At 57.3% G+C, this 25,697-nt stretch carries 25 protein-coding genes and 1 pseudogene; 10 read left to right on the forward strand and 16 right to left on the reverse strand.

Features of this window, described 5'->3' with window-relative positions; translation table 11 throughout:
• The 4 genes from ACEW8J_RS08005 to rpsF form a co-directional block, all read right to left on the reverse strand.
• Positions 1-481: hypothetical protein (locus ACEW8J_RS08005; protein ID WP_373491115.1), on the reverse strand; the 481-nt coding region annotated here is incomplete at its 3' end.
• An 87-nt stretch (positions 482-568) separates the two neighbouring features.
• Positions 569-1,240 (reverse strand): 50S ribosomal protein L9, encoded by a 672-nt coding sequence (gene rplI, locus ACEW8J_RS08010; RefSeq protein WP_373491116.1) that lies wholly within the window; start codon positions 1,238-1,240, stop codon positions 569-571.
• Positions 1,241-1,250: 10 nt separating this feature from the next.
• Positions 1,251-1,475 (reverse strand): 30S ribosomal protein S18, encoded by a 225-nt coding sequence (rpsR, locus tag ACEW8J_RS08015; RefSeq protein ID WP_067199291.1) that lies wholly within the window; start codon positions 1,473-1,475, stop codon positions 1,251-1,253.
• Between the two features lie 20 nt (positions 1,476-1,495).
• Positions 1,496-1,858, reverse strand: a complete 363-nt coding sequence (gene rpsF, locus ACEW8J_RS08020; protein ID WP_323800730.1) for a 30S ribosomal protein S6 — start codon at positions 1,856-1,858, stop codon at positions 1,496-1,498.
• 430 nt (positions 1,859-2,288) lie between these two features.
• Here rpsF and ACEW8J_RS08025 point away from each other — a divergent pair, with 430 nt between their 5' ends.
• Positions 2,289-4,433, forward strand: coding sequence for an EAL domain-containing protein (locus ACEW8J_RS08025; protein WP_373491117.1), 2,145 nt, complete (start codon positions 2,289-2,291; stop codon positions 4,431-4,433).
• Between the two features lie 109 nt (positions 4,434-4,542).
• On the opposite strand, the gene ACEW8J_RS08030 is transcribed toward ACEW8J_RS08025, so the two are convergent.
• The 4 genes from ACEW8J_RS08030 to ACEW8J_RS08045 all read right to left on the reverse strand — a co-directional run bounded on the left by ACEW8J_RS08030 (position 4,543) and on the right by ACEW8J_RS08045 (position 9,370).
• Positions 4,543-5,424, reverse strand: a complete 882-nt coding sequence (locus ACEW8J_RS08030) for an SH3 domain-containing protein (RefSeq protein WP_373491118.1) — start codon at positions 5,422-5,424, stop codon at positions 4,543-4,545.
• Between the two features lie 176 nt (positions 5,425-5,600).
• Positions 5,601-6,692: a helix-turn-helix transcriptional regulator gene (locus tag ACEW8J_RS08035; protein WP_373491119.1), complete on the reverse strand. Its 1,092-nt coding sequence runs from the start codon at positions 6,690-6,692 to the stop codon at positions 5,601-5,603.
• Positions 6,693-6,767: 75 nt separating this feature from the next.
• Complete coding sequence (locus tag ACEW8J_RS08040; RefSeq protein WP_373491120.1) at positions 6,768-8,048, reverse strand: acyl-CoA dehydrogenase family protein; 1,281 nt, start codon at positions 8,046-8,048, stop codon at positions 6,768-6,770.
• Entirely contained in the window at positions 8,045-9,370 is a 1,326-nt protein-coding gene (locus ACEW8J_RS08045; RefSeq protein ID WP_373491121.1) for a phosphotransferase family protein, read from the reverse strand. The genes ACEW8J_RS08040 and ACEW8J_RS08045 overlap by 4 nt, the downstream gene beginning before the upstream one ends.
• Before the next feature lie 196 nt (positions 9,371-9,566).
• Between ACEW8J_RS08045 and fabD the strand changes: the two genes are divergently transcribed.
• The 6 genes from fabD (at position 9,567) to mltG (ending at position 14,437) form a co-directional block, all read left to right on the forward strand.
• Positions 9,567-10,502: an ACP S-malonyltransferase gene (gene fabD, locus ACEW8J_RS08050; protein WP_373491122.1), complete on the forward strand. Its 936-nt coding sequence runs from the start codon at positions 9,567-9,569 to the stop codon at positions 10,500-10,502.
• 30 nt (positions 10,503-10,532) lie between these two features.
• Positions 10,533-10,790, forward strand: a complete 258-nt coding sequence (locus ACEW8J_RS08055; RefSeq protein ID WP_373491123.1) for a hypothetical protein — start codon at positions 10,533-10,535, stop codon at positions 10,788-10,790.
• Positions 10,791-10,945: 155 nt separating this feature from the next.
• Positions 10,946-11,689, forward strand: a complete 744-nt coding sequence (gene fabG / locus ACEW8J_RS08060; protein ID WP_373491124.1) for a 3-oxoacyl-[acyl-carrier-protein] reductase — start codon at positions 10,946-10,948, stop codon at positions 11,687-11,689.
• 126 nt (positions 11,690-11,815) lie between these two features.
• Positions 11,816-12,052 carry an acyl carrier protein gene (locus ACEW8J_RS08065; protein ID WP_207988207.1) on the forward strand — a complete coding sequence of 79 codons (237 nt, stop codon included), beginning with the start codon at positions 11,816-11,818 and terminating at the stop codon, positions 12,050-12,052.
• Between the two features lie 152 nt (positions 12,053-12,204).
• Entirely contained in the window at positions 12,205-13,461 is a 1,257-nt protein-coding gene (gene fabF, locus ACEW8J_RS08070; RefSeq protein ID WP_373491125.1) for a beta-ketoacyl-ACP synthase II, read from the forward strand.
• Between the two features lie 4 nt (positions 13,462-13,465).
• Positions 13,466-14,437 (forward strand): endolytic transglycosylase MltG, encoded by a 972-nt coding sequence (gene mltG, locus ACEW8J_RS08075; protein WP_373491126.1) that lies wholly within the window; start codon positions 13,466-13,468, stop codon positions 14,435-14,437.
• Between the two features lie 16 nt (positions 14,438-14,453).
• Here mltG and ACEW8J_RS08080 read toward each other — a convergent pair whose 3' ends face one another.
• From ACEW8J_RS08080 to leuA, 3 genes are all read right to left on the reverse strand, one after another.
• Positions 14,454-15,236, reverse strand: a complete 783-nt coding sequence (locus tag ACEW8J_RS08080; protein ID WP_373491127.1) for a ParA family protein — start codon at positions 15,234-15,236, stop codon at positions 14,454-14,456.
• 241 nt (positions 15,237-15,477) lie between these two features.
• Positions 15,478-16,449 (reverse strand): NAD(P)H-dependent flavin oxidoreductase, encoded by a 972-nt coding sequence (locus tag ACEW8J_RS08085; protein WP_373491128.1) that lies wholly within the window; start codon positions 16,447-16,449, stop codon positions 15,478-15,480.
• Positions 16,450-16,527: 78 nt separating this feature from the next.
• Positions 16,528-18,189, reverse strand: a complete 1,662-nt coding sequence (leuA, locus tag ACEW8J_RS08090) for a 2-isopropylmalate synthase (protein WP_373491143.1) — start codon at positions 18,187-18,189, stop codon at positions 16,528-16,530.
• Positions 18,190-18,519: 330 nt separating this feature from the next.
• Between leuA and ACEW8J_RS08095 the strand changes: the two genes are divergently transcribed.
• Together ACEW8J_RS08095 and ACEW8J_RS08100 are read left to right on the forward strand one after the other, a co-directional pair.
• Positions 18,520-18,840, forward strand: coding sequence for a hypothetical protein (locus ACEW8J_RS08095; RefSeq protein WP_373491129.1), 321 nt, complete (start codon positions 18,520-18,522; stop codon positions 18,838-18,840).
• Positions 18,786-19,061: pseudogene (locus tag ACEW8J_RS08100) on the forward strand (YHS domain-containing (seleno)protein); the annotation flags it as partial. The gene ACEW8J_RS08095 and the pseudogene ACEW8J_RS08100, both read left to right, overlap by 55 nt.
• Before the next feature lie 120 nt (positions 19,062-19,181).
• On the opposite strand, the gene ilvC reads toward ACEW8J_RS08100, so the two are convergent.
• From ilvC to miaA, 4 genes are all read right to left on the reverse strand, one after another.
• Positions 19,182-20,201: a ketol-acid reductoisomerase gene (gene ilvC / locus ACEW8J_RS08105; protein ID WP_373491130.1), complete on the reverse strand. Its 1,020-nt coding sequence runs from the start codon at positions 20,199-20,201 to the stop codon at positions 19,182-19,184.
• A 43-nt stretch (positions 20,202-20,244) separates the two neighbouring features.
• Positions 20,245-20,760 carry an acetolactate synthase small subunit gene (gene ilvN, locus ACEW8J_RS08110; RefSeq protein ID WP_373491131.1) on the reverse strand — a complete coding sequence of 172 codons (516 nt, stop codon included), beginning with the start codon at positions 20,758-20,760 and terminating at the stop codon, positions 20,245-20,247.
• Entirely contained in the window at positions 20,760-22,505 is a 1,746-nt protein-coding gene (locus ACEW8J_RS08115) for an acetolactate synthase 3 large subunit (protein WP_373491132.1), read from the reverse strand. Before ACEW8J_RS08115 ends, ilvN begins: the two co-directional genes overlap by 1 nt.
• Positions 22,506-22,633: 128 nt before the next feature.
• Positions 22,634-23,569 (reverse strand): tRNA (adenosine(37)-N6)-dimethylallyltransferase MiaA, encoded by a 936-nt coding sequence (gene miaA / locus ACEW8J_RS08120; RefSeq protein WP_373491133.1) that lies wholly within the window; start codon positions 23,567-23,569, stop codon positions 22,634-22,636.
• Between miaA and serB the strand changes: the two genes are divergently transcribed.
• A complete protein-coding gene (serB, locus tag ACEW8J_RS08125; RefSeq protein ID WP_373491134.1) occupies positions 23,562-24,452 on the forward strand; it encodes a phosphoserine phosphatase SerB in 891 nt (296 codons plus the stop codon). The two genes, miaA and serB, sit on opposite strands and share 8 nt — an antisense overlap.
• Positions 24,453-24,458: 6 nt before the next feature.
• On the opposite strand, the gene ACEW8J_RS08130 is transcribed toward serB, so the two are convergent.
• Positions 24,459-25,493 carry an SPOR domain-containing protein gene (locus ACEW8J_RS08130; RefSeq protein ID WP_373491135.1) on the reverse strand — a complete coding sequence of 345 codons (1,035 nt, stop codon included), beginning with the start codon at positions 25,491-25,493 and terminating at the stop codon, positions 24,459-24,461.
• Positions 25,494-25,697: the final 204 nt, after the last annotated feature.

Consider the following 25,697-nt stretch of genomic DNA (forward strand, 5'->3'; position numbering starts at 1 on the left):
TTGCGAGCGGACTGACAAAACTGCTCGCCTTGATGATCACGCGCTGGTCGGCGCGAAACGTTCGCGAAAGCCAGCTTTCCACTTCGCCCAGTCTTTTGGCCTGCTCTTCATCAGTCCAGCCGAGATCGGCCGGTTGATTGATCCGCACTTCTGCAAGTTGCCGTAATATCGCCGGTTCGCGTAGCGCCAGAACAGTGTCCAGCTCGCCCAGCAGCCGCGAAATCAGGGTTGAGCCGACATGGCCGATATGAAAAATATAATGGGGTTTGGGAAGCGTTGGTAAGCTTATCGATGCGACATCCGTCCAGGAAACGATCTGCCGCTGCAATTCGGGCGTCAATATGCGCTGGTCGAGAAAGCTGGCTTGCCGGAATGCCGCCTCGCTCATCGTCGATAGCAGCAGCTGATCCTTTTGCAGATCAGCAAGATGGGGAAAGAGCGCCGCATCCTGCACAAATATGGACTGCCAATCTTGGTTCAATCCAGCCTCCCAATAAAAAGCCCGGATCTGGTGTACCGCCTTGCGACGGTCCGGATCCGGGCTTTCCATATCAAAGTCAGAATGGGACTATTCCTTGGTTTGGCTGTCGTCCTGTTCTGATGTCTCGGTGGTTTCCGGTGCCGCATCCGTGCCTGCTTCGACTGCTTCTTCCAGTTCTGCCTTCACGTCTTCATCGACTTCACTATTTTCGTCCATGACTTCCAGTGCCGCAGCAGCCAGTTCGGCCTGATCATCTTCGAACATCTGGGCGATCACGTCGACGCCGTCTTTCTGAAGATCCGCTTCGTCGTCCGACCGGGCGACATTGGCCTGGATGGTGACGCTGACTTCCGGGTGAAGACGAATGCGAACATCGAAAACGCCGAGGGTCTTGATCGGCTTTTCCAAGATGACCATGCTCTTTTCGACCGTGGCGCTCTTGCCATCGGCGTTCAGCGATTCGACAATGTCACGGACCGACACGGAACCATAAAGCTGGCCGCTGGCTGACGATGCGCGGATCAAAACGATCTGCTTGCCGTCGATGCCGCCGGATGCTGCTTCGGCTTCCTTGCGCTTCGTTTCATTGTCGGCTTCGATCTGCTGGCGATTGGCTTCAAAGACCTTCTTGTTCGCCGCATTGGCGCGCAAGGCTTTCTTGTTCGGCAGCAGGAAATTGCGGGCATAACCGTTCTTGACAGTGACGACATCGCCAATGCTTCCCAGATTCTCTACTCGTTCGAGCAAAATAATATCCATTGTTTCGCTCCTACTTCACGAGATAAGGCAGCAGGCCGAGATGGCGGGCGCGTTTGATGGCTCTGGAGAGCTCGCGCTGCTTCTTGGCGGACACTGCGGTGATACGACTTGGTACGATCTTGCCGCGTTCGGAAATGAATCCCTGCAGCGTCTTCACGTCTTTATAGTCGATGGGTTTTGCGTTCTTGCCGGAAAAGGGGCAGCTTTTGCGGCGACGGAAAAATGGACGTCCCATGTTTTAACTCCTTCTCTGGCTCAATTATCGTCGCGGCGCGGTTTGCGTTCGCGCTCGCGTTCGGGTTTGCGCATCATCACGGACGGGCCTTCTTCATGCTCGTCGACGCGGATGGTGAGAAAACGGATGATATCTTCGTTGATCCGGGTCTGGCGCTCGAGTTCCAGGACAACGCTGCCCGGTGCGTCGAGACGCAGCATGACATAATGCGCCTTGCGGTTTTTCTGGATCTTGTAGGCGAGCGTACGCAGGCCCCAGGTTTCGGTCAGTACGACCTTGCCTTCATTCGATTCTACAATCTTGGTGGCTTCCTGCGCAAGAGCATCAACCTGAGACTGGCTCAGATCCTGCCGCGCGAGGAAGACATGCTCATACATTGGCATGCAATCATTCCTTCATTTACCGCCGATCGCTGACGCCGCACCATGCAGACACGCCCCTCCGGCTTTCTTCGTTTCCCACTGATTCGAACGGGTCCAATCGAGCGGAAGCGGCGCCTATGGCCGAATTGAAGGGCGAATGCAAGGCTGCTGTTGTGGCGCTATGTGATCGGCCATTCAGCCCAATGAAGCAGAATTGAATAGACCTGTATCCAGTATATTTTTTGCTAAAGCCAGACGAAGTCCTGTGACTTCTGGCCATTTACCAATCTGCAACTACTCGCGCCTATATTGGAGCAGGGAACAGTATAGCGAAAAGAATTTACAAATGGGAGCCAGGCCATCCATCGCAAATGAAAGCGCGCTTCCAACGGCGTCGCTTCAGGATGCTCGTGCCTTTTTCAGCAAGATCGGTTCGCGAATGGGATCGCCGATGCCGATAGGATCATCCAATATCAAGCCGTCCGAGGCACTGCTGCTGTTGCAAAATTATGAGGAAAGTCGTCAAGGCTGGTTCTGGTCGACGGACCCATCCGGCAATCTCACCTATATCAGCGAATTCATTGCCGAAGTGCTGAGCGGAAAAGCGACACAACTTCTCGGAAAGCCCGTGGGCTCCCTATTTCTCAAACCAGCCGAAAGCGAAGCGGGTTCCAGAACACTTCCCTTCATTCTTACAAAAAAGTTGCAATTCAACAGTCTGGAAGTTCAGGCTGCAGACTCGGCAGAGGAGTGCTGGCTATCCATTTCCGGAAGGCCCTATCATGACAAATCGGGGAATTTTCTGGGCTTTCTCGGCAGCGGCCATGACGTAACCGCACAGCGCAGAACGACGCTCGATACGTCCCGTCTGGCGATGTTTGATTCCCTAACGGGGCTGCCCAACCGGGCCAACATGGCCAAAAAGCTGGAGTCCACTCTCGCCGCCTACCAGCTGCAAAAGCGGGCCTGCGCCGTGATGCTGGTCGATCTCGACCGATTCAAGCAGATCAATGACACATTGGGGCATCCCGCTGGCGATATATTGCTGAAACAGGTGGCCGAACGCCTGCTGAAAGTGGTGGATCAAAGCGGTGAAGTGTGTCGCTTGGGCGGCGATGAATTTCAGATCATGCTGCCAGACTGTGATGATCGGGGCACTTTGGGTGACCTGGCCAGCAAAATCATCAGCAGCCTGTCCCAGCCTTATTCTGTTGCCGGTAATCGGTGCATCATTGGTGCTTCAATCGGGGTCGCGATCAGTCCGTTCGACGGTCTGTGCAGCGACGACATTGTCAAAAGCGCCGATCTCGCTCTCTATGAAGCCAAAGGCAATGGCCGTGGACGGTTCCGCTTTTACTCCCAGGAGCTGCAACAATCTGCCGAAGACCGGCGGTTGCTGGAAGAAGATTTGCGAGATGCGATAGCCAACGGAGAAATGGAACTCGCCTATCAGCCCGTCGTCAATGCGAAGACCAATATCGTGGAAGGCTTTGAAGCTCTGATGCGCTGGAATCACTCCGAACGCGGCATGATTTCTCCGGCCCTGTTCATCCCGATCGCTGAAGATGCCAATCTTATCTGGGAACTGGGCGAATGGGCCATTCATCAGGCTTGTGCGGATGCAGTGAAATGGCCCGGAAAAGTAAGGGTTGCAGTGAATGTTTCGCCAAGCCAGTTCGCCAATGATCTGTTCCCTACTGTCATCGACGCCGCGCTGAGCGCATCAGGCCTTGCGGCCGAACGGCTGGAACTGGAATTAACCGAAGGCGTGTTCATGGCCGAGACCAATGAAACAAATGCCATGTTCAATGCTCTAAAGGGCAGAAAGGTACGTTTGGCACTGGACGATTTCGGTACCGGCTATTCCTCTCTCAGCTATTTGAAGACAGCCCCATTTGACAAAATCAAGATTGATCAGAATTTCGTTCGCGGGGCCACCGAGCCTGGCTCACGCAACGGCGCGATCATTGCCGCTATCGTCGCACTGGCTGAAGCCCTGGGAATGGAGACGACGGCCGAGGGCATCGAAACGCTCGACGAATTCGAACTGATCACCAAATTGAATGTCAGCCACGTGCAAGGCTTCGTTTACAGCAAGGCCGTGAGCAACGAAACGCTTGTCGAGAATCTGGATGGCGGGCATTGGACAATAGAACCGACCGGTCCCGCGCATCATCGCAATGAACGGTTATCCATGTATCGCAAAGTGCGCTTGATTCACGAAAACCATGCCTATTCGATCGTTATCCGCAACCTGTCTGTCACTGGCGCGCTCGTAGAGGGATTGTTCAATGTCCCGATCGGCACAAAATTTGTGATCGATTTCGGCGAAGGGCAGCTCGCCCTCGCGACTGTTTACCGGTCCAGCGGAAATCAGCAAGGGATCAAGTTTGAAACGCGTCTGGTCAGTGATGGCAATGGCGCGCTGTGCACCAGTCGCCGCGTTTCACCCTATTTGATTGCGGAAGCCGGACTAGAGGTGCCCAACCTGCCGGCAGGATATGTTCCGACAACAAAAATTGACAGGGATTCGCTCTCTTTGCCCGCATTCAGCACCGTCGCCGACTGGACCGCAACCAGGGTCAAGCCAAAATAGCAGTACGACATGTCGTGACCAGCTGTGCCGCTCCATTTTGCGATATAAAAGGGCGCCTTCCAAACGGAAAGCGCCCTTCCAGAGGATGGTGCCAGCGATCGGGTCGCAATTATCGCAAGTCTTCCACCGAAACCCATCCTTTTATGCCATAATTATCGCTGACTTCGACAAACAAGCCGTCTTTTTTGCCGGTGGGATTCAATTCCGTTTCGGCGCGCAAGGCACGCACCGCTTCGGCATTTTCATCTGCGCTGGCATATAGATTCGTGTCGATCGCAACGGTATATGTCGCATTTTTTTGGACCACGGGAGCGGCGGATTCGACCGCCGTCAACGCGCCGGCCTGGGAAACCACGCTATTATAGGCGATGATGAAGGCCTCGGTCAGCATTTTGCCATTGCTCGATGCCGCGTAGCCGGCTGCATCCGCGCCCGCGACCCAGGGCGTGCCGCCAGCGAATGACAGGGTTGATTTCTTCACCTCTCCCGTACCGGAAACCAGAGTCTGGCCGTTGACTGGACTGACAACGCGTATGCCGGCCGCAACGACCTTTTTCTTGCCGCCGAGGCCGCCGAACATCCCCATCAATGCGCCCGCGCCCGGAACCCTGCCCAAAACCTGTCCCGCTGCGCCGGACCGGATGAATGCGTCTGTCGCGAGGCCTTTTGCCGTCTGAATGCCTTGGTCGACCTCTTCCTTGTCACCGGCGATCACATTGACGAGAAAATTGGCCGGTGTGCCGCTGGCGGCGCTATGGACCTCAAAGCATCCGGACTCCCGGGCAATGGCTGCTACCAGTTCGCGGGGACTGCCAAGCCCGAACTTGCTCCAGCCCTGGGTGTCACCGTCAACCACAGCAATCGTGCCATAGCTTGCATCGCACCGGGTAAGTTCAACATCTGCCTTCTTTGCCGCCAACGCAGGCGAACTGCTGGCGATCATCGCGGCGAGGGCGATGGCGGATGCTGCAACATATTGTGACCTGATCATGATATTCTTGCTCCCCTTGCAATTGAAACACTGTTCAACGTGAAATTCATGGTTCCCTTCGGAGGAACCGTGAGACTGTTCATGGGCGGGGATGGAACCGGTTTCATCATTCATATGAATGATGAAACCGGTTTTTATTGAAAGTCGCGACAGCGTGGACGGGCCAGGCGGTGCGCTTAGGACTCGTCGCTCTGGCCAAGCGCGATATTGGCAAGCAGCCCGACCAGTTCGGCCTGCCGGCCGCAGCCGGTTTTCTCAAGGATGCTGCTGAATTGCGATCGTACGGTGGTGATCGACACGCTGCCGTCCTCGGCAATCTCGGTCAGCGTCTGCCCTTGCATCAGGCCCTTGGCAATGCGGGTTTCCGCCACCGTCAGGTCGAACAGACTTCTCATCAGATTGGTCGAGGGCGCCCGCGTCTGGTCGAGCGGCGTGAAGAACAGCAAGGCATAGCTATTGGCAAAAATATCGTGCGCCGCCAGTTTGACCGGCATCACATGACCCACCAGAACCGCATTGCCATCCGCATTGCGAACCGGAAAGGACAGGCTGTCGGTGGCAGACACACTATCCAGCCGTTCCAGCGCGGCGGTCAGGAACGCACCGGCACGGCGATCCGCAAAAGCGACACGGCCGCCAGGATCGCTGCATCTGACATGGTCAGCTATGCTCTCGGCCCGCTCATTGGCTTCGACAAATTTGCCCGCCGCATCTAGCACAATGGCCGGCAGACCGAATCTTGACAGGGTCTCGCCGGCACCCTGGGCGCGCTGCAGGCCGAGTCGTGCCGAGACAAAGGCGCTGCGCAGCAGATGCGGACGCAACTGGTTCAGCCGTTCGACGTGCTTGCGTTCGATCGGTCCCTGGTCCAGCTGACGCTCGATACTGAACACAATATTGTCACCGGTCGGCATTTGTAGCAGCGTTCCCGCCGACCAGCCGAGACCCCGGGGATGGAAAAAATCCCGATAGAAAGGATTGTTGGCCAGTTCCTCCTCGCTCCAGAAATCCTGTTCGACAAAAAATGTCGGCTGGGATTTGCCGACCATGCAGGTCCGGCGCGGACATTTGTCGAACCAGCCGTCCTTGACGTAGGTCTCGAAAGCCTCGAACACATTTTCGGAAGCGGTCCAGTTGACCGCCTTGCGCGCAGAGAACAGCATTCCTCCGGTGGACTGGGTTATCAGAGCAAGCTCATCGAGAACGTCCGGCCAAAGTTCCGGCACCACCGAGCATTCGTAAATACGGTCGATCAACTTTTCCTGCATGTTCCGTACCACCCGCTTTTTGAAATTCCCCAATCAAACAGCATGCACCCAATCTAACGAACCAATGTCAGATTGCTAGTTCTTCTTTCGGTTCAGAAACCCGAACATGTCGCCGCCAATCTTGCGCATCTGGATTTCCTCCGCGCCCTCGGTAATCCGGTAGCGCCGGTGATGCCGGTAGATATGCTCGAACGGCTTGTGGCGGGAATAGCCCATGCCGCCGTGGACCTGCATCGCGCGGTCGGCGGCATCGCAGCACAGGCGGTTCGCGCGATAATTGCACATCGACACCTGGGCGGAGAGATATTTGGCCACGTCGGGCTTGGGCATCGTGTCCATCTTGGCGGCCGTGGCGTAGATCAGCTGGCGGAGCATCGCTGCCTCGGTGTGCAGTTCCACCAAGGGAAACTGGATGCCCTGGTTAACCGACAGGGGCTTGCCGAATGGTTTGCGCTCGCCCGCATATTTTACCGATTCATCGATGCAATATTGCGCCGCGCCCAGCGAAGACGCGGCTTGCCGGATCCGGTTTTCATGGACAAAATGCTGCGCGCAGGCGAGACCCATGTCGAGATCGCCAAGCACCGCATCGGCAGGGATCCAGACATTGGTGTAGGAACATTTCGGATGATCGGTGGGCATGTTGAATGTCCACATATATTCGCCGATCTCGAAGCCTTCGGCATCCACCGGCACGATGAAACAGCCGATCCCCCGTGCATCGCCATCCTTGCCGCTATGCCGCGCGAAGGTCATCACATGCGAGGCCTTGTGCAGTCCGGTGGTCCACATCTTGTTGCCGTTGATCAGCCAGCCATCGACCCCGTCCCGGGTTTCCGGGACGGCCGTGGTGTCCATCCATGTCGCATCCGACCCATGGTCTTTTTCCGTCAGTCCGAAACACCAGCCCATCCTGCCCTCAAGCATCTCCGGAATATAGTCGCGCTTTTGCTGCTCGGTGCCAAAGTCGCGCAGCATCAGCGGCTGCACCAGATTGCCGACAATCGAATTTTCATTCTGCAGGTCGTTGTGTAGCCCCAGGCCCTTGTGCGCCAGATGCTCGCGGATCCGCGCCATGCCCAGGTTGCTGCCGTCCTGGCCGCCGAATTCCTTTGGCAAGGCATAGCGAAAATGGCCGGCCGCGTCGGCGGTCTGCCGCATTTCCACCAGCAACGCCTCCCATTCCTCGGTCGGCAGACCCTGGTTTTCCCAGTTGGTCCGCGCATCTTCCCGCCGGTGGTCGAAGAAGCGGATATTGTCATCGTGCTGCTCGATCGGCTTGATCTCGGCCTCGATAAAGGCATCGAGCACGCCCAGATAATCTTCAATCTCCTGCGGGATTTCAAAATTGGTCATGTGCTTCTCCATTTGTTCAGCGCGACCTTGAGGCCGGCATATTTGGGTTGATCGATCGACAGGCGTTCCAGCGCGGAAAGCCGCAAATGGTCCCAGACAGCCGAATTGGTTATCGCGATTTCGCCTTGTGAAAGTCCGCCGCACAGCTGTCGATGATCATAACCGATAGCGGCGAGCCGGGCACGGGCGGCATCCCGGAAACCGGGCCCCCATTCCGCCTCTCGTCGTGCGATCCCGAGGGCATTGCCGGCGACGCGGGACTGGAATTTGTCGTGTCCCGAAAGATGCGGAAGCACATGTGACGCGTTCCATTCCTCCAGCGCCGTCAGCAGTTCGCCGTAACCGGTCTCGCCGTTAATGTCCGGCTGATCAGGAACCGACCAGTCGAGCGGCATAGACATGGTCTGAGGCAAAAACTCCTCGAACAGCAGCGCCAGATCAATCTCCACTTCCGACACACGGCGACCGATTACCGTGCGTTCCAGCGAGCGGTCGCCATGGCTGCGCCAGATCTGCCCCATGACCATACAGGCCACTCCCCACCACAGGGTCGAATAGATCAGCCAGAAGCGAAAACGGTCCGGGTCGACCGTAGCGCCGCTGGCCTCGCCATAAGCTTGCAGAAACGCTTCGGCGCTGTTGAAACCGCCGGCTGCCTTTTCATAATGGCCGAAGCGCCAGCTCGGTGTGCACAGATAGGCAAGATCCTGCACCGGATCCCCCAGCCGGACCAGTTCCCAGTCGAGCACCGCTGAGAGACCTTGTTGGTCGATCATCAGATTGCCCATCCGGAAATCGCCGTGCACCGGATATTTTGCGCTGGCATCCGGCGCATTCTGTTCCAGCCAGTGAAAGGCATAGTCGTAGATCGGGATCTGGCCGCCAATTTCGTGATATTTTTCCTTCTGCACCCGGATCAGTTCGACGGGCGAAAAATATTCCAGCGACTGGAGCACGGGGTTCATTGGCATCTGATGGATGGCGGCCAGTTCCCGGGCGCATTGGTCGGTCAATCGGCCTTCCGCCTCCGCAAATTCGGGATTGCCAAGAATTTTATGGGGCAGGGTTTCTCCCTCTGCCTTGGTCATGATGAACCCTTCGCCCAGACCATCGCCCGGATTCAACCGTCCGCGAACTTCCGGGGCGGTGACGCCGGCACCGCGTGCCAGTTCGATGACATCTGCCTGGGTCGCGAGCGGGACTCCGCGCAATCCATCATCATCGGGGGACAGGCCGATGGGCAGGCGGCGCAGGACAAATTCTTCTCCGCCGTAGGCAAAGGCCCAGCTTTCCATGCTCGCTCCGCCTGATAATCGTTGCACTTTTGCCAGATTTCCGCCTGCGCCGAAGGTCTTTCGGCAATAATCTGCAAGTTTTTCCCGGAATATTTCATCGACCATGGCGATGGTTTAATCAGACAGTTAAAATTACGCAATGCTTTTGCTCGGCAACGGCGATGCTTGCATGGCCGGCCAATCCCTCCTAATTCCCAACCATATTTTGCAACTGGGGGTCGATATGCGCGCATTTATTTTTCCGGGACAGGGTAGCCAGGCGGTAGGCATGGGCAAGGCGCTTGCGGAAGCCAGCAGCACCGCCCGCGAAGTGTTTGAGGAAGTCGATCATGCGCTGGAGCAAAATCTGTTCCAGCTGATGTGCGAAGGGCCGGTCGAGGAACTGACCCTGACCGAAAATGCCCAGCCGGCAATCATGGCCAATGCGATTGCGACCTTGCGAGTGATGGAAAAGGACGGCGGCAAGTCGCTGGAGGATCTGTGCTCCTATGTCGCTGGCCACAGCCTCGGCGAATATAGCGCCCTGTGCGCCGCCGGAGCGCTCGACCTGACCACGACCGCCGAATTGCTGAAACTGCGCGGTCTGTCGATGCAGAAGGCTGTGCCGGTCGGGGAGGGCGGTATGGCGGCCTTGCTCGGCGCTGACATCAAGAGGGCATCGGCTCTGGCCAACGCATCTGCGCAGGGTGAAATTTGCACCGTGGCCAATGATAACGATCCGACCCAGGTGGTCATTTCTGGCCATATGGGCGCCATCGAACGGGCCATTGCGGCGGTCAAGGACCATGACATCAAGCGCGGTATCCTGCTCCCGGTTTCGGCACCATTTCACTGCTCGCTGATGGCACCGGCTGCCGAGGCAATGGAAGAGGCACTGGCAGAAGCGAGCATATTCCCGCCCGTTGTGCCGGTTTTTGCCAATGTCACGGCCGCTCCGGTCTCTGACACCGACGATATTCGCGATCTGCTGGTCCAGCAAGTCACCGGAGCGGTGCGCTGGCGGGAATCGGTCACGCATATGGCCGAAGCCGGGGTGGAGCAATTTGTCGAATTTGGCGGCAAGGTCCTGACCGGGATGGTCGGGCGGATCGTACCCAAAGCGGAAACCGTCAGCCTCGTTTCGATCGATGACATTGAGCGCTTTCTCAAGGGGTTTTAAGCTTGTCGATATTGCAGGACATTGCAATCCATGCGGTCAACCATAGCAATATCGCGATCATGGACAATCGCCCCGGACCTGTTCGACAAACCCGTTGTCCCCCAGCTGTCGAAAGCCTTTTTGGCGGCACCGACAAACTGGTGGGCTGTCGCCGCATTGCACGGCCAGATCATCGGCAAATGTACGGCGTTGTTGCACCTGCTTCCCGACAAAAAGGTTGAGCTCTATATCGACGAAATCGATGGGATAGAAAAATGGCGACGGAACGGCATAGCCAGGGCGCAATAGGCCCAGATTCCGGAACTGGCGAGAAACGGGGGCTGCGAAGAATGCTGGCTTGGCACCGAGAAAGACAATATAGCCGCTCGCGGATTATATGAATCCGACGGCGCAAAGGGACAGGAATCTGTGCTCTATCATTTGAAGTTTTGAAGGAAGTGTTCATGTTTGATTTAAGCGGAATGACCGCTCTGGTAACCGGTGCATCGGGCGGAATCGGCTCTGCTATCGCCAAGGCGCTTGCCGCGCAAGGGGCCACCATTGCCCTCTCCGGCACCCGCAGCGAGGTACTCAGGGAAATGATGTCGCAAATGGCCGGCCAAGGACATGTCGTCATGCCTTGCGATCTGTCGCAGGCGGATCAGGTCGATGCTCTGGTCCCGGATACGGTGGCAAATCTGGGCAAGCTGGATATATTGGTCAACAATGCCGGGATCACGCGGGATGGACTGACCATGCGCATGTCGGACGATGATTTCTCCGATGTGATCCGGGTCAATCTGGAATCGGCCTTTCGCCTGATGCGAGCCGCCGCCCGGCCGATGATGAAGGCGCGCCATGGCCGGATCATCTCGATCAGCTCGGTGGTCGGAGCGACCGGCAATCCCGGACAGGTGAATTACGTGGCGTCCAAGGCTGGCCTTGTCGGCATGTCCAAGGCCCTCGCGCAGGAACTGGCTTCCCGTGGCATCACGGTCAATTGCGTGGCTCCCGGATTCATTGAATCGCCGATGACCGATGCGCTGACCGACGCCCAGAAAGACGAGATCAATCGCAAGATTCCGGCCGGAAAAATGGGAAGCGGAGATGATATCGGTGCCGCCGTTGTCTATTTGGCCAGTCGGGAGGCGGCTTATGTGACCGGCCAGACATTGCATGTGAATGGCGGCATGGCTATGATATCCTAGGGATTTCCGAGGGCTTCGGCCAAAAACAGAATCTCCTGTGCGATTTCGACTCCACGGACACTTGCAAGCCGCGCGCCACCGCACTAGGACGAAATTGAAATTCAATCCTAACAAAGAGGACCTCTCATGAGTGAGACTGCAGACCGCGTAAAAAAGATCGTTGTTGAGCATCTGGGTGTTGAAGCCGACAAAGTGACCGAAGAAGCTGCTTTCATCGATGATCTGGGCGCTGACAGCCTCGACATCGTTGAGCTGGTTATGGCCTTTGAAGAAGAATTCAGCGTCGAAATTCCTGATGATGCAGCGGAAAAAATCGCCACCGTCAAAGACGCCATCGATTTCATCGACAAAAACAAGGGTTAGTTGATTTTGAGGTGCCGCCAGGGAAAACGGCGCGCCTCGGGGCCAATGATCGCTGTAGAACAGTAAAGCGGCTCACCGGCCCGGGAAGAATGTCCTGAACCGGTGGCCGTTTTTGATTTTGGGCATGGGAAGCCTGTGAGGAGAAGCATGATATGCGCCGTGTTGTTGTAACCGGAATGGGCCTGGTGACGCCGCTGGGCGGAGATGTGGAAACGACCTGGAGCAATATATTGGCTTCCAAGTCCGGCGCGGGAAAAATCACGCGCTTCGATGCATCGGATCAGAAATGCCATATTGCCTGTGAGGTCAAACCGGCGGATCATGAATATGGCTTTGATCCCAACCTGCGCGTGGATCACAAGGTGCAGCGGCAGGTCGATCCGTTCATCATTTACGGTATCGATGCCGCTGGCCAGGCGCTCGAGGATGCCGGTCTCACCGATATGTCTGACGAGGCCAAGCTGCGCGCCGGCTGTTCGATCGGCTCCGGGATCGGCGGCTTGCCGGGAATCGAAAAAGAATCAATCGTATTGTACGAGCGGGGACCCAGCCGGGTCAGCCCGCATTTCGTCCACGGCCGTCTCATCAATCTCATTTCCGGCCAGGTTTCGATCAAATATGGCCTGATGGGGCCCAATCATGCGGTCGTGACCGCTTGCTCGACCGGTGCGCACAGCATCGGCGACGCCGCGCGTATGATTGCCCTGGACGATGCCGACGTGATGCTGGCCGGTGGAGCGGAAGCGACCATCTGTCCGATCGGCATTGCCGGCTTTGCTCAGGCAAAAGCGCTCTCCACCAAGCGCAATGATGACCCGACCGCCGCTTCCCGCCCCTATGACACGGATCGCGACGGATTCGTGATGGGCGAGGGCGCAGGCGTCGTCGTGCTGGAAGAATATGAACATGCCAAGGCACGCGGTGCCAAAATCTATTGCGAAGTCATCGGCTATGGCATGTCCGGCGATGCCTATCATGTCACCGCGCCGCATCCGGATGGCACCGGGGCCTATCGGTCGATGGAAATGGCGCTGAAACGCTCCGGCCTGACCACCGCTGATATCGATTATGTCAACGCGCACGGGACGTCGACAATGGCCGATACGATCGAGCTGGCTGCGGTCAAGCGCCTGTTCGGCGAAGACCTGAAGACCATGTCGATGAGCTCGACCAAATCGGCGATCGGCCACTTGCTCGGCGGTGCCGGAGCGGTGGAAGGCATTTTCTGCATATTGGCCCTGCGCGATCAGATCGTGCCGCCAACGCTCAATCTGGATGATCCGGATGAGGGTTGTGAAGGCGTTGACCTGGTGCCGCATTTCGCCAAAAAGCGTAAGGTCAAGGCGGTGCTCAGCAACAGCTTCGGCTTTGGCGGAACCAATGCCAGCATCATCATGAAAGCCATCTGATATCATGCGCCGCTTCGGTTGTCTGATACTGTTGGTAGCGGCGATAATCGCGGCAGTGGTAGCTGGAAACTTCCTCTATGGCTGGAACGCCAGCGGACCGCACGAATTCCAGCGGACGATCATCATCAAGTCCGGCTCAAGCCTGGCCATGGCGGCACAGACCATGGAATCAGAGGGCGTGATCAAGTCCGCCGACGCCTTCTTGACCCGGGCAAAGATACTGGGCGGCTCCGACCCGATCAAGGCCGGTGAATTTGAAATCCCCGCTCGCGCGAGCAACGCCCAGATCCTCAATATTCTGCAGGGCGGCAAAACCGTCCAGCGGCTGGTGACGATACCCGAAGGCACACCGTCGATCATCGTTCATGAAAAGCTCATGGCGGAATCCTTCCTGACCGGGGAGATTCCGGTGCCAGCAGAGGGGTCCGTTCTGCCGGACAGCTACAGCTTTGAACGGGGAGAGCCGCGCGCAGCTGTGTTGCTCCGCATGCAAAAGGCGATGCAGGATACGATTGCCGAGCTTTGGCCCCAGCGGTCCATCAATACCGTCGTCAAGACGCCGGCGGAAGCGATCACATTGGCTGCGATTGTTGAAAAGGAAACGGCCCTGGCCCGCGAGCGCACCACCGTCGCGGGTGTGTACAGCAACCGGATCCGGCGCAACATGATGCTGCAGGCAGATCCGACGATCATCTATCCGATAACCAAAGGCAAGCCTTTGGGGCGCCGGATCAGGCAATCCGAAATCGCGGACGTGAACGACTATAATACTTATGCGATGGTCGGGCTGCCGAAGGGCCCGATTGCCAATCCGGGGCGGGCTTCAATCGAGGCCGTGCTCAATCCGGCAGCAACCGACGCGCTCTATTTTGTCGCGGACGGAAAAGGCGGCCATATATTCGCGAACACCTTGCAAGAGCATAACCGCAACGTCGCAAAATGGTACGCCATCCGCCGTGCCCGCGGAGAAATGTAGCGCTCGGAGCCTTGTGTCACGAGGGTCTTTTCGACGATTCATTCATATTTGGTATGGTTCGCAAAACGACCAATTCGAGTAACTTTCGTTCAATACCTTTCCATAATCTGGCAAACGCCAGACCGCTGCGGCTGCCCGGTGCAAAAGCACCGATCGGTAATTTTCTGTGGGTCATCTGTTCTATTTCGCTGGCCATGTTTATGACCGGCCAATCCGGATTCTCGTTCAAGGCCAGATTGTGCATTTTTCTGCGGCGATCGACCATGGAGAAAATCGGCAATATCGGTGGATGATGTCCTCGGTGCAAGGTCATGAATTTACGGATCTTGAGCAATCCTCTTTCGGCAAGTGGCGAAGGAATGACCGGTACCACGACAAGGTGAGTGAACAGCATCACCTTGCGATTGGCTTCGTTCAATCCGGGTGGACAATCGATCAGGATCACATCGAAATTTTCTTCAAGTTCGGCAAACAGCTTCGATAGCCGTTGCTGCCGAGAAAATGCGACCAGAAAATTTTCGGTCGACCTGATATTGGGATCACCGTCCAGCAGGCTCAATCTATCAAACTTGCTGGGGTGGATTTGCTCGAGTAAATTTCGCGATCCAAGCAGGAATTGCTTGGCATCGGTTGGCTTGTGCCAATTGTCCGGCGAGAGCATCCAGCTGCTGTCACCTTGCTCGTCCAACTCCCATAACAGCGTGCGATGGCCTTGCTGGGCAGATTCCCATGCGAGATTCATGGCAAATGTGGATTTGCCGACGCCTCCCTTGGAATTATAGACGGCGACAACGGCCAATATGCGGAACCTTTCGTTATTGTCCTGATCAGGTCATAACGGGGAAGCTGGTGCATTCAAGCCGCGTGCTCAACAGAATTTACCATATCGGGTAACATTCAGCCTTGGATTTGCGGTGTTTCTTCACGGAAATTCATCTATGGGTTGATAACGTCTGGATTTGGCGCAGTCTTGGCGAGGAGCGTTAACCGCTTCTTGGCGACCCGATCCTGGTGCAGGATCGAATCGCTATCAGTCCGATTCAGTAGTTAAACCGCTCTTTCAAACTCTCGCGCGCATCCCGATATTCGCGGGTGAACTGATCGACCATGTCCTGCACGCTCATCACATCGTTGATCAGGCCGATGCCCTGGCCGCAGCCCCAGATGTCTTTCCAGGCCTTTTTCTCGGTATTGCCACCCGAGCCGAAGTTCATCGTCTTGTAATCGCCCTGCGGCAGATTGTCGGGATCCAGCCCGGCATTTTCGATCGACTGGCGCAGATAATTGCCCTTCACGCCGGTAAACAGGTCGGAATAGACGATATCGGAGGCCTTGCCTTCGACAATGCCTTCCTTGTAGCCCTGATCCGCATTGGCTTCCTTGGTGGCGATAAAGGCCGAACCGGCATAGCCGAGGTCCGCACCCATCGCCTGCGCCGCCAGGATCGATGCGCCATTGCCGATCGAGCCCGACAGCGCCACCGGTCCGTCAAACCATTCACGAATTTCCTGCATCAGGGCGAATGGCGACAAGGTTCCGGCATGGCCGCCAGCGCCGGCCGCGACCGGGATCAGACCCGTCGCGCCTTTTTCAATAGCCTTGTGGGCAAAGCGGTTGTTGATGATATCATGCAGAACAATGCCGCCCCAGCCTTTCACCGCCGTATTCAGGTCCTCGATCGCGCCGAGCGAGGTGATCACGATCGGCACTTTCCATTTCGCGCAGGTTGCCATGTCCTGATCGAGCCGGTCGTTGGACTTGTGGACGATCTGGTTGACCGCGAACGGTGCCGCCGGCTTGTCCGGATTTTCGCGGTTCCAGGCCGCTAGCTCCTCGGTAATCTGGTGCAGCCATTCGTCCAGCATGCTCTGCGGACGGGCGTTGAGGGCAGGGAAGCTGCCGACGATCCCAGCCTTGCACTGCGCGATAACCAGTTCCGGTCCGGAGACGATGAACAGCGGAGAGCCGATGAGCGGCAGGCGAAGATTGTCGAAAATGGCTGGTAAAGTCATGAGCACCCCGAGTTGCAAGAATATGCCGCTGCAATAACCGATGCAGCGGCATATTCCACTGTTATTTTAACTGGCCGCTTAAATCCGGTTGACGGCGCTGAGCAGCGCCTCGACCGAGGCGGTGGCGACATCGCTATTGATGCCGACGCCGTAAAATTCCCTGCCGTCGCCGGTCTGGCACTCGATATAGGCCGCGGCCTGGGCATCCTTGCCCGAACCCAGCGCATGTTCATTATAATCGATGATTTCGAGGGTTACCCCCAGAGCCGAAGACACCGCATCGACCACACTGGAAATCAGGCCATTGCCCCGCCCGCTGACCGAAATTTCGCCATCGGGACCCCTGATCTTGCCGACAAAGATACGTTCGCCGCCGGTCGCGCGCTCGTCATAGTCGATGAGACTATATTGGCCAGTGTCGTCGAGATGATAGCGCTGCTGGAAAGCCTCCCAGATATCATCCGAGGACAACTCGCGGCTTGTCTGGTCGGCAAGTTCCTGCACCGTCCGGCTGAAATTGGCCTGCAGCCGCTTGGGCAGTTTCAGCCCGTGGTCCTGTTCCAGGATCCAGGCGATGCCGCCCTTGCCGGACTGGCTGTTGACCCGGATAACCGCTTCATAATCCCGTCCAAGGTCGCGCGGATCGATCGGCAGATAGGGCACGTTCCACAGTTCGTCATTGCGCTGTTCCTGTGCGGCAAAGCCTTTCTTGATCGCGTCCTGGTGCGAGCCGGAAAAGGCGGTGAAGACCAGTTCGCCGGCATAGGGATGGCGGGCCGGAACCGGCAATTGATTGCAATATTCCACGGTCTTGACGATCTCATCCATATTGGAAAAATCTATTTTGGGATCAACACCTTGGGTGTAGAGATTCAGACCCAATGTCACCAGATCGACATTGCCGGTGCGTTCGCCATTGCCGAACAGGCAACCTTCGACCCGGTCCGCGCCGGCCATCATCCCCAGTTCTGATGCGGCAATGCCGGACCCCCGGTCATTATGGGTGTGCAGGCTGATCACCACATGCTCGCGCTTGCTGATATGGGTGCACATCCACTCGACCTGGTCGGCGTAAATATTGGGTGTCGCCGCTTCAACCGTCGCCGGCAGGTTGAGGATCATCGGCTTTTCCGCCGTCGGTTCGATGATCTCCATGACCGCTTCGACCACTTCCAGACTGAAATCCAGTTCGGCGGTGGAGAACGTCTCCGGAGAATATTCGAAATGCCAGTCGGTATCCGGATATTTCTCGGCCTGTTCGCGCAGGATGGTGGCGCCTTCCCGGGCAATATCCTTCACGCCCTGCTTGTCCAGCCGGAACACGACATCCCGCCATGCCGGGGACACCGCATTGTAAAGATGGACAATTGCGGCGCGTGCACCCTCGAGACTGGCGAAGCTGGTCTCGATCAGGTCACGGCGAGACTGGGTCAGCACCTGAACGACGACATCGTCAGGAATTTTGCCGGACTTGACCAGACCGCTGATAAAGTCAAAATCGGTGGCCCCGGCAGAGGGAAAGCCGACCTCGATCTCCTTGATGCCGATCTTGACCAGCAGGTCAAAGAACCGCTGCTTCTTTTCCGCATTCATCGGGTCGATCAGCGCCTGGTTGCCGTCGCGCAGGTCGGTCGACAGCCAGCGTGGCGCCTTGTCTATGGTTCGGGACGGCCATTGCCGGTCGGGCAGGTCGATCTGCGGAAAAGGTCGGTATTTTTGCGACGGGTTCTGATGCATGATTTCACTCTTATGCTGCTGGAAGTCGCGCGCAAGGCACAAATTCGCGGGATTGCTGAAATGTTCTGGAAAATCGTCCCTTAGGCGGGGCGCTGCGCATTGCAGGCAGCAGCAACGGTACGCCTAAGGGCGTATAAGTCGTAGCAGCGAGAGAGCTTTTAACTTCGTCATGACGGCGGTTTTATCCTGACCTGCACATAAATCAAGCGCGACGGCATATTTTTTTTGCGTCCGGGAAACCTTTTTGCCAGACTGCCCGAAACCTGACCAAGTTTGACGCGACTATGACGGGCATTTCTGCCACCAGATCCAGACTTCGAGAAGGACCTCGAAATGAAATCATCTCTTGTCGCCATTGTCTTGCTGACGACCGGCATTGCGGCCTGTTCTGCGGAACCGACCATAGTCGATGGCGGAACCGAGATGGCTTCTGTGCCATCGGGGCTGATCGCCGACCTGGGCGGCATAGCCAGGGGACCGGTCTACACCATGAACAAGGGCGAGACGCTTGCGTTGTCCGGCTATGACGCTGTCAGCTATTTCACCGGCAAGGCACCGGTCAAGGGCAGCAGCGATTTCCGGGTCCGGCACAGGGCTTTGACTATCAGTTCGCAAATACGGCAAATGCGGATCGATTTCAGGACAATCCGCTGAAATATGCCCCCCAATATGGTGGATATTGCGCCCGGGCCATCGGCGCCGATGATGCGCTCGCACCGGGTGATCCGCAGGTTTACAAGATTGTCGAAGACAAGCTCTATCTGAATTTCAGCAACGACGTGGCCAGGCAGTGGCAGGTCGATATTCCGGGTTTCATCAGAAAAGGCGACAAAAATTACCCGACCCATGATGCCAGCGAGCATTATACCAGCTGACGGCCTGCCAGGGGCGGAATATCCAGAAGGCGACGGAATAGCGATCGAGACATCGCAAAAAACCACGGAAAACTCACCGGTTGCAGCCGGGCGGTCTGAAAACGGACCGCCCGTCCGGAACTAGTTCTTTTCTTTGTCGACCAGTTTGTTCGCGCCAATCCAGGGCATCATCGCGCGCAGCTGGGCACCGGTTTCCTCGATCGGATGGGCTTCCGCTGCCTTGCGCGCGGCCTTGAGTTCCGGCTGTCCGGCCCGGTTGTCGAGGACAAAATTCTTCACGAAGCGCCCGGATTGAATATCGGCCAATACCCGCTTCATTTCCGCCTTGGTTTCGGCGGTGATGATCCGCGGGCCGGTCGTGATATCGCCATATTCTGCGGTGTTGGAGATCGAATAGCGCATATTGGCAATGCCACCCTCGTACAGCAGATCGACGATCAGCTTGGTTTCGTGCAGACATTCGAAATAGGCCATTTCCGGGGCATAGCCGGCTTCGGTCAGGGTTTCGAAGCCTGCCTGGATCAGATGGGTGATGCCGCCACACAATACCGCCTGTTCACCAAACAGATCAGTCTCGCATTCCTCGCGGAAATTGGTTTCGATAATCCCGCTGCGGCCGCCGCCAACACCGGAGGCATAGGCCAGCGCGACATCATGGGCATTGCCGGATACGTCGCGGTCGATCGCGATCAGGCAGGGGACGCCGCCGCCGCGCTGATATTCGCTGCGCACCGTGTGGCCGGGGCCTTTCGGGGCGATCATGATGACATCAAGATCGGCGCGCGCCTCGATCAGGCCGAAATGAATGTTGAGGCCATGAGCGAAGGCGAGGGCGGCGCCCTCTTTCATATTGTCGTGCAGGTCATCGGCATAGATCGCCGCCTGATGCTCATCGGGCGCGAGGATCATGACAATATCGGCCCACGCTGCTGCGTCCTGATTGGTCATCACCTGAAATCCGGCGGCTTCGGCCTTCTTCGCGGTCGCTGAACCGGCGCGCAGGGCAATGGCCACATCCTTGACGCCGCTGTCGCGGAGATTCTGGGCATGGGCATGGCCTTGGCTGCCATAACCGACGATCGCGATTTTCTTGTCTGTGATCAGGTTCATATCCGCGTCGGCGTCGTAATAGACTTTCATGTGATGGTCCTTCGTATCTTTTTTGGCTTGAAATTATGTTGGATTAACCGGCGTTTGGTCCGCGTCCGACCGCGACCACGCCGGTTCGCCCGACCTCGACGAGGCCGACTTCCCGCATCAGTGCAACAAATGCCTCGATCTTCTCCGGCGCGCCGGTAATCTCGAAGATGAAACTCTCGGTGGAGGCATCGACAATCCGGGCGCGATAGGCGTCGGCTAGCCGCATCGCTTCAATGCGATTCTCGCCCTTGCCGGCGACTTTGACCAGCGCCAGCTCGCGCTGGACATGGGGACCGGATTCGGTGAGGTCGCGGACGCTGTGCACCGGCACCAGCCGGTCGAGCTGGGCGATGATCTGCTCGATCACGTGCGGCGGGCCGTTGGTGGCAATGGTGATCCGGCTGACCGCATGATCTTCGCTGATATCAGCTACCGTCAGGCTGTCGATATTATAGCCGCGTGCAGTGAACATCCCGGCGATCCGGGCCAAAATCCCGGCTTCATTGTCGACCAGCAGGGCCAGAACATGCCGTTCGACAGCTTCTTCCTGTATATGCATCACACCAGCGCCTTTGCTTGGTCGTCCATCGTGCCCAACACATCCTCGGCCGATAGCAGCATGTCGGTATGGGCTGCCCCAGAGGGGATCATCGGGAAGCAGTTGGCGAGCTTGGAGACGCGGCAATCGACCAGGACCGGACCGTCGGTTTCCAGCATTTTCTTGATGCCGGCGTCGAGATCGGCCGGATCCTCGATGCGGATGCCGGTCCAGTCATAGCTTTCCGCAAGCTTCACAAAATCTGGCAAGCTATCGCTGTAACTATTTGAATAACGGCTTTCATAGGTCAGTTCCTGCCATTGACGGACCATCCCCATATATTCATTGTTGAGGATGAATATCTTTACCGGCAGGCGATATTGGGTGGCGGTGCCGAGCTCCTGGATATTCATCTGGATCGACGCTTCGCCAGCAATATCGATGACCAGCGCATCGGGATTGCCCAGTTGCGCGCCAATCGCGGCGGGCAGGCCATAGCCCATTGTCCCCAGACCACCGCTGGTCAGCCATTTATTCGGCTTCTCAAAGTCGAAATGCTGGGCTGCCCACATCTGATGCTGACCGACTTCGGTGGTGATGATCGGCTCGCGTTCGTGAGTCGCTTCCCACAGTCTGCGAATCGCCAGTTGCGGCATGATTTCCTTTTTGCTCTCGGGATATTCCAGGCATTTTGTTGCTCGCCAGCCCTTGATCCGTGACCACCATTCTTCATGGTCCGGCTTGGCAAAGCGGCGACCCTTGAGCACCGCGATCAGCTGCTCCATCACTCGGCCGACATCGCCGACAACCGGCAGATCGACGCGGATCGTCTTGTTGATCGACGACCGGTCGATATCGACATGGATTTTCTTGCTGTGCGGTGAAAAGGCGTCGAGCCGCCCGGTGATCCGGTCGTCAAAGCGCGCGCCCAGGCAGACCACGAGATCCGCCTTGTTCATCGCCATATTGGCCTCGAACGTGCCGTGCATGCCGAGCATGCCAAGCCATTGTTCCGAAGAAGCCGGGAATGCGCCCAGTCCCATCAGCGTCGAGGTGACCGGACATCCCAGCATCTCGGCCAGTTCCCGCAAAGTTTTGCTTGCCTTTGGCCCGCTGTTGATGATTCCGCCGCCGGTATAGAGGATCGGCGCCTTCGCGCTCATGATCATCTCGGCGGCGCTGTTGATCGCCTTGAAATCCCCTTCGGTCTGGGGCTGGTAGCGGGAATTGCCCTTGGCCGTGTGGCGACTGAATTCTGCTGCCGCCACCTGGACATTCTTGGGAATGTCGATGACCACCGGACCCGGACGGCCCTGGGTAGCGATATGAAAGGCTTCCTGCACGACATGCGCCAGATCGGAGGGCTTTTTGACCAGATAATTATGTTTGGTGCAATGGCGGGTGATGCCGATGGTGTCCGCCTCCTGAAAGGCATCGGTGCCGATCAGATTGGTTGCAACCTGGCCGGTGATGACGACCATGGGAATACTGTCCATCAGCGCATCGGTGATACCGGTGACCGCATTGGTCGCGCCCGGACCCGAGGTTACCAGGACCACCCCTGGCTTGCCGGTAGACCGCGCATAGCCTTCCGCGGCATGGGTCGCCGCCTGTTCGTGCCGGACCAATATATGCTTGATCTTGGGATGCTCGTACAGCGCATCATAAATTGGCAGCACCGCACCGCCGGGATAGCCGAAAACGGTATCCACACCCAGATCCAGCAGGGTTTCGACCAATATGTCGGCGCCGCTTTTTTCGGCCACATTAAGCTCCAATAACTCTGTTCACTGTCAGTTTCACGCTGCCCGCCAGCCATGATGCACCGCACCGCAATAGGCAAGACTTTGTTAATCGAGGGCTCGCTACATATCTGAATATATTGTGTCAAGGCCTAATTACGTAATATAGTTTCAATTAAATCTTGATTATCGTTATATAATGGCTGTTCGATCCTCTGCCAATCTGGCGGGCTCTGGTTGCGGAACCAGGTATATTGCCGCTTGGCATATTGCCGTGTCGCGATCCGCGCCCGCTCGATAGCGGCCGCCAGGCTGATCTCTCCGGCCAGCCAGCTGGCAATTTCAGCGACCCCGATCGCTCGCATCACCGGCAGGTTTGCAGGGAGATTGCGGGACAGAAGTTGCTGCACTTCCTCCCCCGCACCCGCGTCGATCATCGCCTGGAACCGGTCATCGCAGCGCTGGTAAAGCCATTCGCGCGGTGGCAGCAACACCAGCGGGCGCAGTGTGATGTCCCGGGCGATACCACCGACCTTCTGCCTTTGCCAGTGGTCCAGCGGCCGACCGGAAGACCGGACCACTTCCAGCGCTCGCTGAATTCGGGTCATATCCTTGGAATTCAGCCGTTCTGCGGACATAGGGTCCAATTTTTTCAAGGCCTCATATGCTTCCAATGTTTCCAGTTTCCTGACCGCCTTGCGGATATCAGGGTCAATATCGGGAATCGGAGCAATACCCTCGAGCAGGACCCGCACATAAAGCCCGGTGCCACCGACCAGTATCGGTAAAAAATCGCGCTCATGGGCCTCACGGATGGCCGTCTTGGCGTCACCGGCCCAGCGCGCAGCGGAACAGGCTTCGCTGCCATCAATATAGCCGAACAGCTGATGTTCGAAGCCCTGCATCTCGTCTTCGGTGGGCCGCGCGCTGAGGACGGTGAGATCGCGGTAGACCTGCGCGCTATCGGCATTGATGATCAGCGAGGGTTGCTTTTTGGCAAGGTCCAATGCCAAGGCGGATTTGCCGCTGGCCGTCGGGCCAACGACCAGTGCCACGTTCCTGTCCTGTTTCGGAGAAATCATGTTCATCGCGACGCTCATAGCAAAAGAATCTCTCAAGGAGAGAGATATTAGGACGGCTCTGGCGAGCCTCGTCGCATCCGGTGCCCGGATCATCCGCCAGTCCGACCTGATCGACGGGCGGGTGCTGGACATTTTCTTTGCAGGAGACCCCGTTTCCGCCCGTGCGCATCTCGAAACCATCGACGGGCCGATCGATATTGCCGTGCAACCGCAAGCCAATCGGCTGAAAAAGTTGCTGATTTCCGATATGGACAGCACGATGATCACCATCGAATGCATCGATGAACTGGCCGACTATGCCGGGATCAAGCCGCAAATTGCCGCGATCACCGAACGGGCCATGCTGGGCGAGCTGGATTTTGAAGAAGCGCTGCGGGGCAGGGTGGCGCTGCTGGAAGGGCTGGATAGTGCGGCGATCCAGCAATGTCTGGACGAACGGGTGAATATCATGCCCGGCGCCGAGATACTCGTTCGCACCATGGCGGGCAGCGGTGCGTCGACGATTCTGGTGTCTGGCGGATTCACAAGATTTGCCAAGCCTGTCGCGCAGGCCATTGGTTTCGATTCCTTTCACGCCAATATTCTCGGGGAAGAGGGCAGCCAGTTGACCGGCGCGCTCGACGGCCCGATTGTCGATTCGAGCCGGAAAGAGCAATTGCTGGAATCCCATGCACAAGCGGCCAGCCTGCCACTGGACCTGTGCATGGCGGTTGGTGACGGAGCCAATGATATCCCGATGCTCGAACGCGCGGGTCTGGGCGTCGCTTATCATGCCAAACCCAAGGCGGCTGCGGCCGCCGATGTGGCGATCCGGCACAATGATTTGACGGCCTTGCTATATATTCAGGGCATCGCCGCCGATCAGTGGATCACCCCATCATCCCATTGAACGCGACTAGCGCTTCCTGGTGATGCAATCATTGCCGGCAGCCTTGACGCTGCCGCACATTGTTTCCGCTTGTGACTGGGTCGCAAATGGTCCTGCCTGCAAACGGGTGATTCCGCCGGCCTTGACCAGATAGGGCTGCATTCCGGACAAGGCGGAAACGCGGCGCTCGAGCGAGTTCCAGAGATTTTTGGCTTTATTCTCGTCGCTAAATGCCCCCAGTTGCACCCGCCAGTCACCGCTGGCAGCAGCCAGCACCGGCGCTGCTGTGGCAACCGGCGCAACCGGTGCCGGTGTCGGCGCTGCTGCGGGCACTGTCGTGGTCGGGGATGCATATGTCACGCCGGGCGTGATCGGAGCCGGAGCTGGATCAGGATTCGCCGGGCCGGACGGCGGCAGTTGCGCAGTCTGTACCACGCCGGTCGACGGAACCGGGCGCAGACCGCCAAGCTGTGCTGTCCTCACCCGCTTCTCATCCAGCTCCATCTGGCCAGCCAGTTCTATCGCCCGCCGCCGATCCTCGATCGGGATGAAACGATCCATCTGGGCCAGGTTGGAAGTGGCCTGCGGCAATTGCTGGGCCGATGCGCGGGTCATCATGGCATAAGCCTTGATCCAGTCCTTTTCGACAAAGTCGCCGTTGAAATGGGCGGTCCCCAGAACATATTGCGCCCGCGGTTCGCCGCGCTGGGCGGATGCCTGCAAATAGGGCAAAGCTTCGCTGCGGCGGTTGGCCTGGAACAAAATCAGCCCGTAATTGTCATTGGCTTGCAGATGACCCTGGTCCGCGGCTTTCTTGTACCAGGATTCCGCCTGCTGCAGATCCTGGGGAACGCCTCTACCCAGTTTATAGGCCTGGCCTAAATTGAACTGCGCATCGGCATCGCCTTTCGCGGCTGGTCCGCGCCATTCGTTGAGTGCAGTTTGAAAATCGCCTCGTCCCCAAGCATCGACCCCGGCCTTTACGTCCGCCAAGGCCGGCGTCGAAACGAGCATGAGCGCCATGCCGAGCAACGGAGCGAAGGAATGATGGGCCTTTTTCATGGAACAATCCTTGATAATCAATGTCAAAATTAACGCGCCATTAGCCGTTTTGATCATGCTAAACTGCCGGGACTCTTCAAGTCTAGCAAAAACTGGGGGCTGATGGTTCTGGAACCCCCGCCGGGCTCGACGAAACCATAGTCGCGCCGGAGCAAAATTTGCCATGAGCTTGTTAACCCTATTTTAGACCTGTTCTGTCACAAA

The organism is Parasphingorhabdus sp., from assembly GCF_041748495.1.
Taxonomy (GTDB): domain Bacteria; phylum Pseudomonadota; class Alphaproteobacteria; order Sphingomonadales; family Sphingomonadaceae; genus Parasphingorhabdus.

Coding starts and splice junctions, on each gene's coding strand:
- fabF (WP_373491125.1), top strand. CDS start 12,205: ATGCGCCGTGTTGTTGTAACCGGAATGGGCCTGGTGACGCCGCTGGGC.
- ilvC (WP_373491130.1), bottom strand. CDS start 20,201: ATGAAAGTCTATTACGACGCCGACGCGGATATGAACCTGATCACAGAC.
- ACEW8J_RS08085 (WP_373491128.1), bottom strand. CDS start 16,449: ATGACTTTACCAGCCATTTTCGACAATCTTCGCCTGCCGCTCATCGGC.
- ACEW8J_RS08030 (WP_373491118.1), bottom strand. CDS start 5,424: ATGATCAGGTCACAATATGTTGCAGCATCCGCCATCGCCCTCGCCGCG.
- fabG (WP_373491124.1), top strand. CDS start 10,946: ATGTTTGATTTAAGCGGAATGACCGCTCTGGTAACCGGTGCATCGGGC.
- rpsF (WP_323800730.1), bottom strand. CDS start 1,858: ATGCCAATGTATGAGCATGTCTTCCTCGCGCGGCAGGATCTGAGCCAG.
- ACEW8J_RS08025 (WP_373491117.1), top strand. CDS start 2,289: ATGCCGATAGGATCATCCAATATCAAGCCGTCCGAGGCACTGCTGCTG.
- fabD (WP_373491122.1), top strand. CDS start 9,567: ATGCGCGCATTTATTTTTCCGGGACAGGGTAGCCAGGCGGTAGGCATG.
- mltG (WP_373491126.1), top strand. CDS start 13,466: ATGCGCCGCTTCGGTTGTCTGATACTGTTGGTAGCGGCGATAATCGCG.
- serB (WP_373491134.1), top strand. CDS start 23,562: ATGTTCATCGCGACGCTCATAGCAAAAGAATCTCTCAAGGAGAGAGAT.
- ACEW8J_RS08040 (WP_373491120.1), bottom strand. CDS start 8,048: ATGACCAATTTTGAAATCCCGCAGGAGATTGAAGATTATCTGGGCGTG.
- ACEW8J_RS08065 (WP_207988207.1), top strand. CDS start 11,816: ATGAGTGAGACTGCAGACCGCGTAAAAAAGATCGTTGTTGAGCATCTG.
- ACEW8J_RS08095 (WP_373491129.1), top strand. CDS start 18,520: ATGAAATCATCTCTTGTCGCCATTGTCTTGCTGACGACCGGCATTGCG.
- ACEW8J_RS08055 (WP_373491123.1), top strand. CDS start 10,533: ATGCGGTCAACCATAGCAATATCGCGATCATGGACAATCGCCCCGGAC.
- ACEW8J_RS08035 (WP_373491119.1), bottom strand. CDS start 6,692: ATGCAGGAAAAGTTGATCGACCGTATTTACGAATGCTCGGTGGTGCCG.
- rpsR (WP_067199291.1), bottom strand. CDS start 1,475: ATGGGACGTCCATTTTTCCGTCGCCGCAAAAGCTGCCCCTTTTCCGGC.
- rplI (WP_373491116.1), bottom strand. CDS start 1,240: ATGGATATTATTTTGCTCGAACGAGTAGAGAATCTGGGAAGCATTGGC.
- ACEW8J_RS08130 (WP_373491135.1), bottom strand. CDS start 25,493: ATGAAAAAGGCCCATCATTCCTTCGCTCCGTTGCTCGGCATGGCGCTC.
- miaA (WP_373491133.1), bottom strand. CDS start 23,569: ATGAACATGATTTCTCCGAAACAGGACAGGAACGTGGCACTGGTCGTT.
- ilvN (WP_373491131.1), bottom strand. CDS start 20,760: ATGCATATACAGGAAGAAGCTGTCGAACGGCATGTTCTGGCCCTGCTG.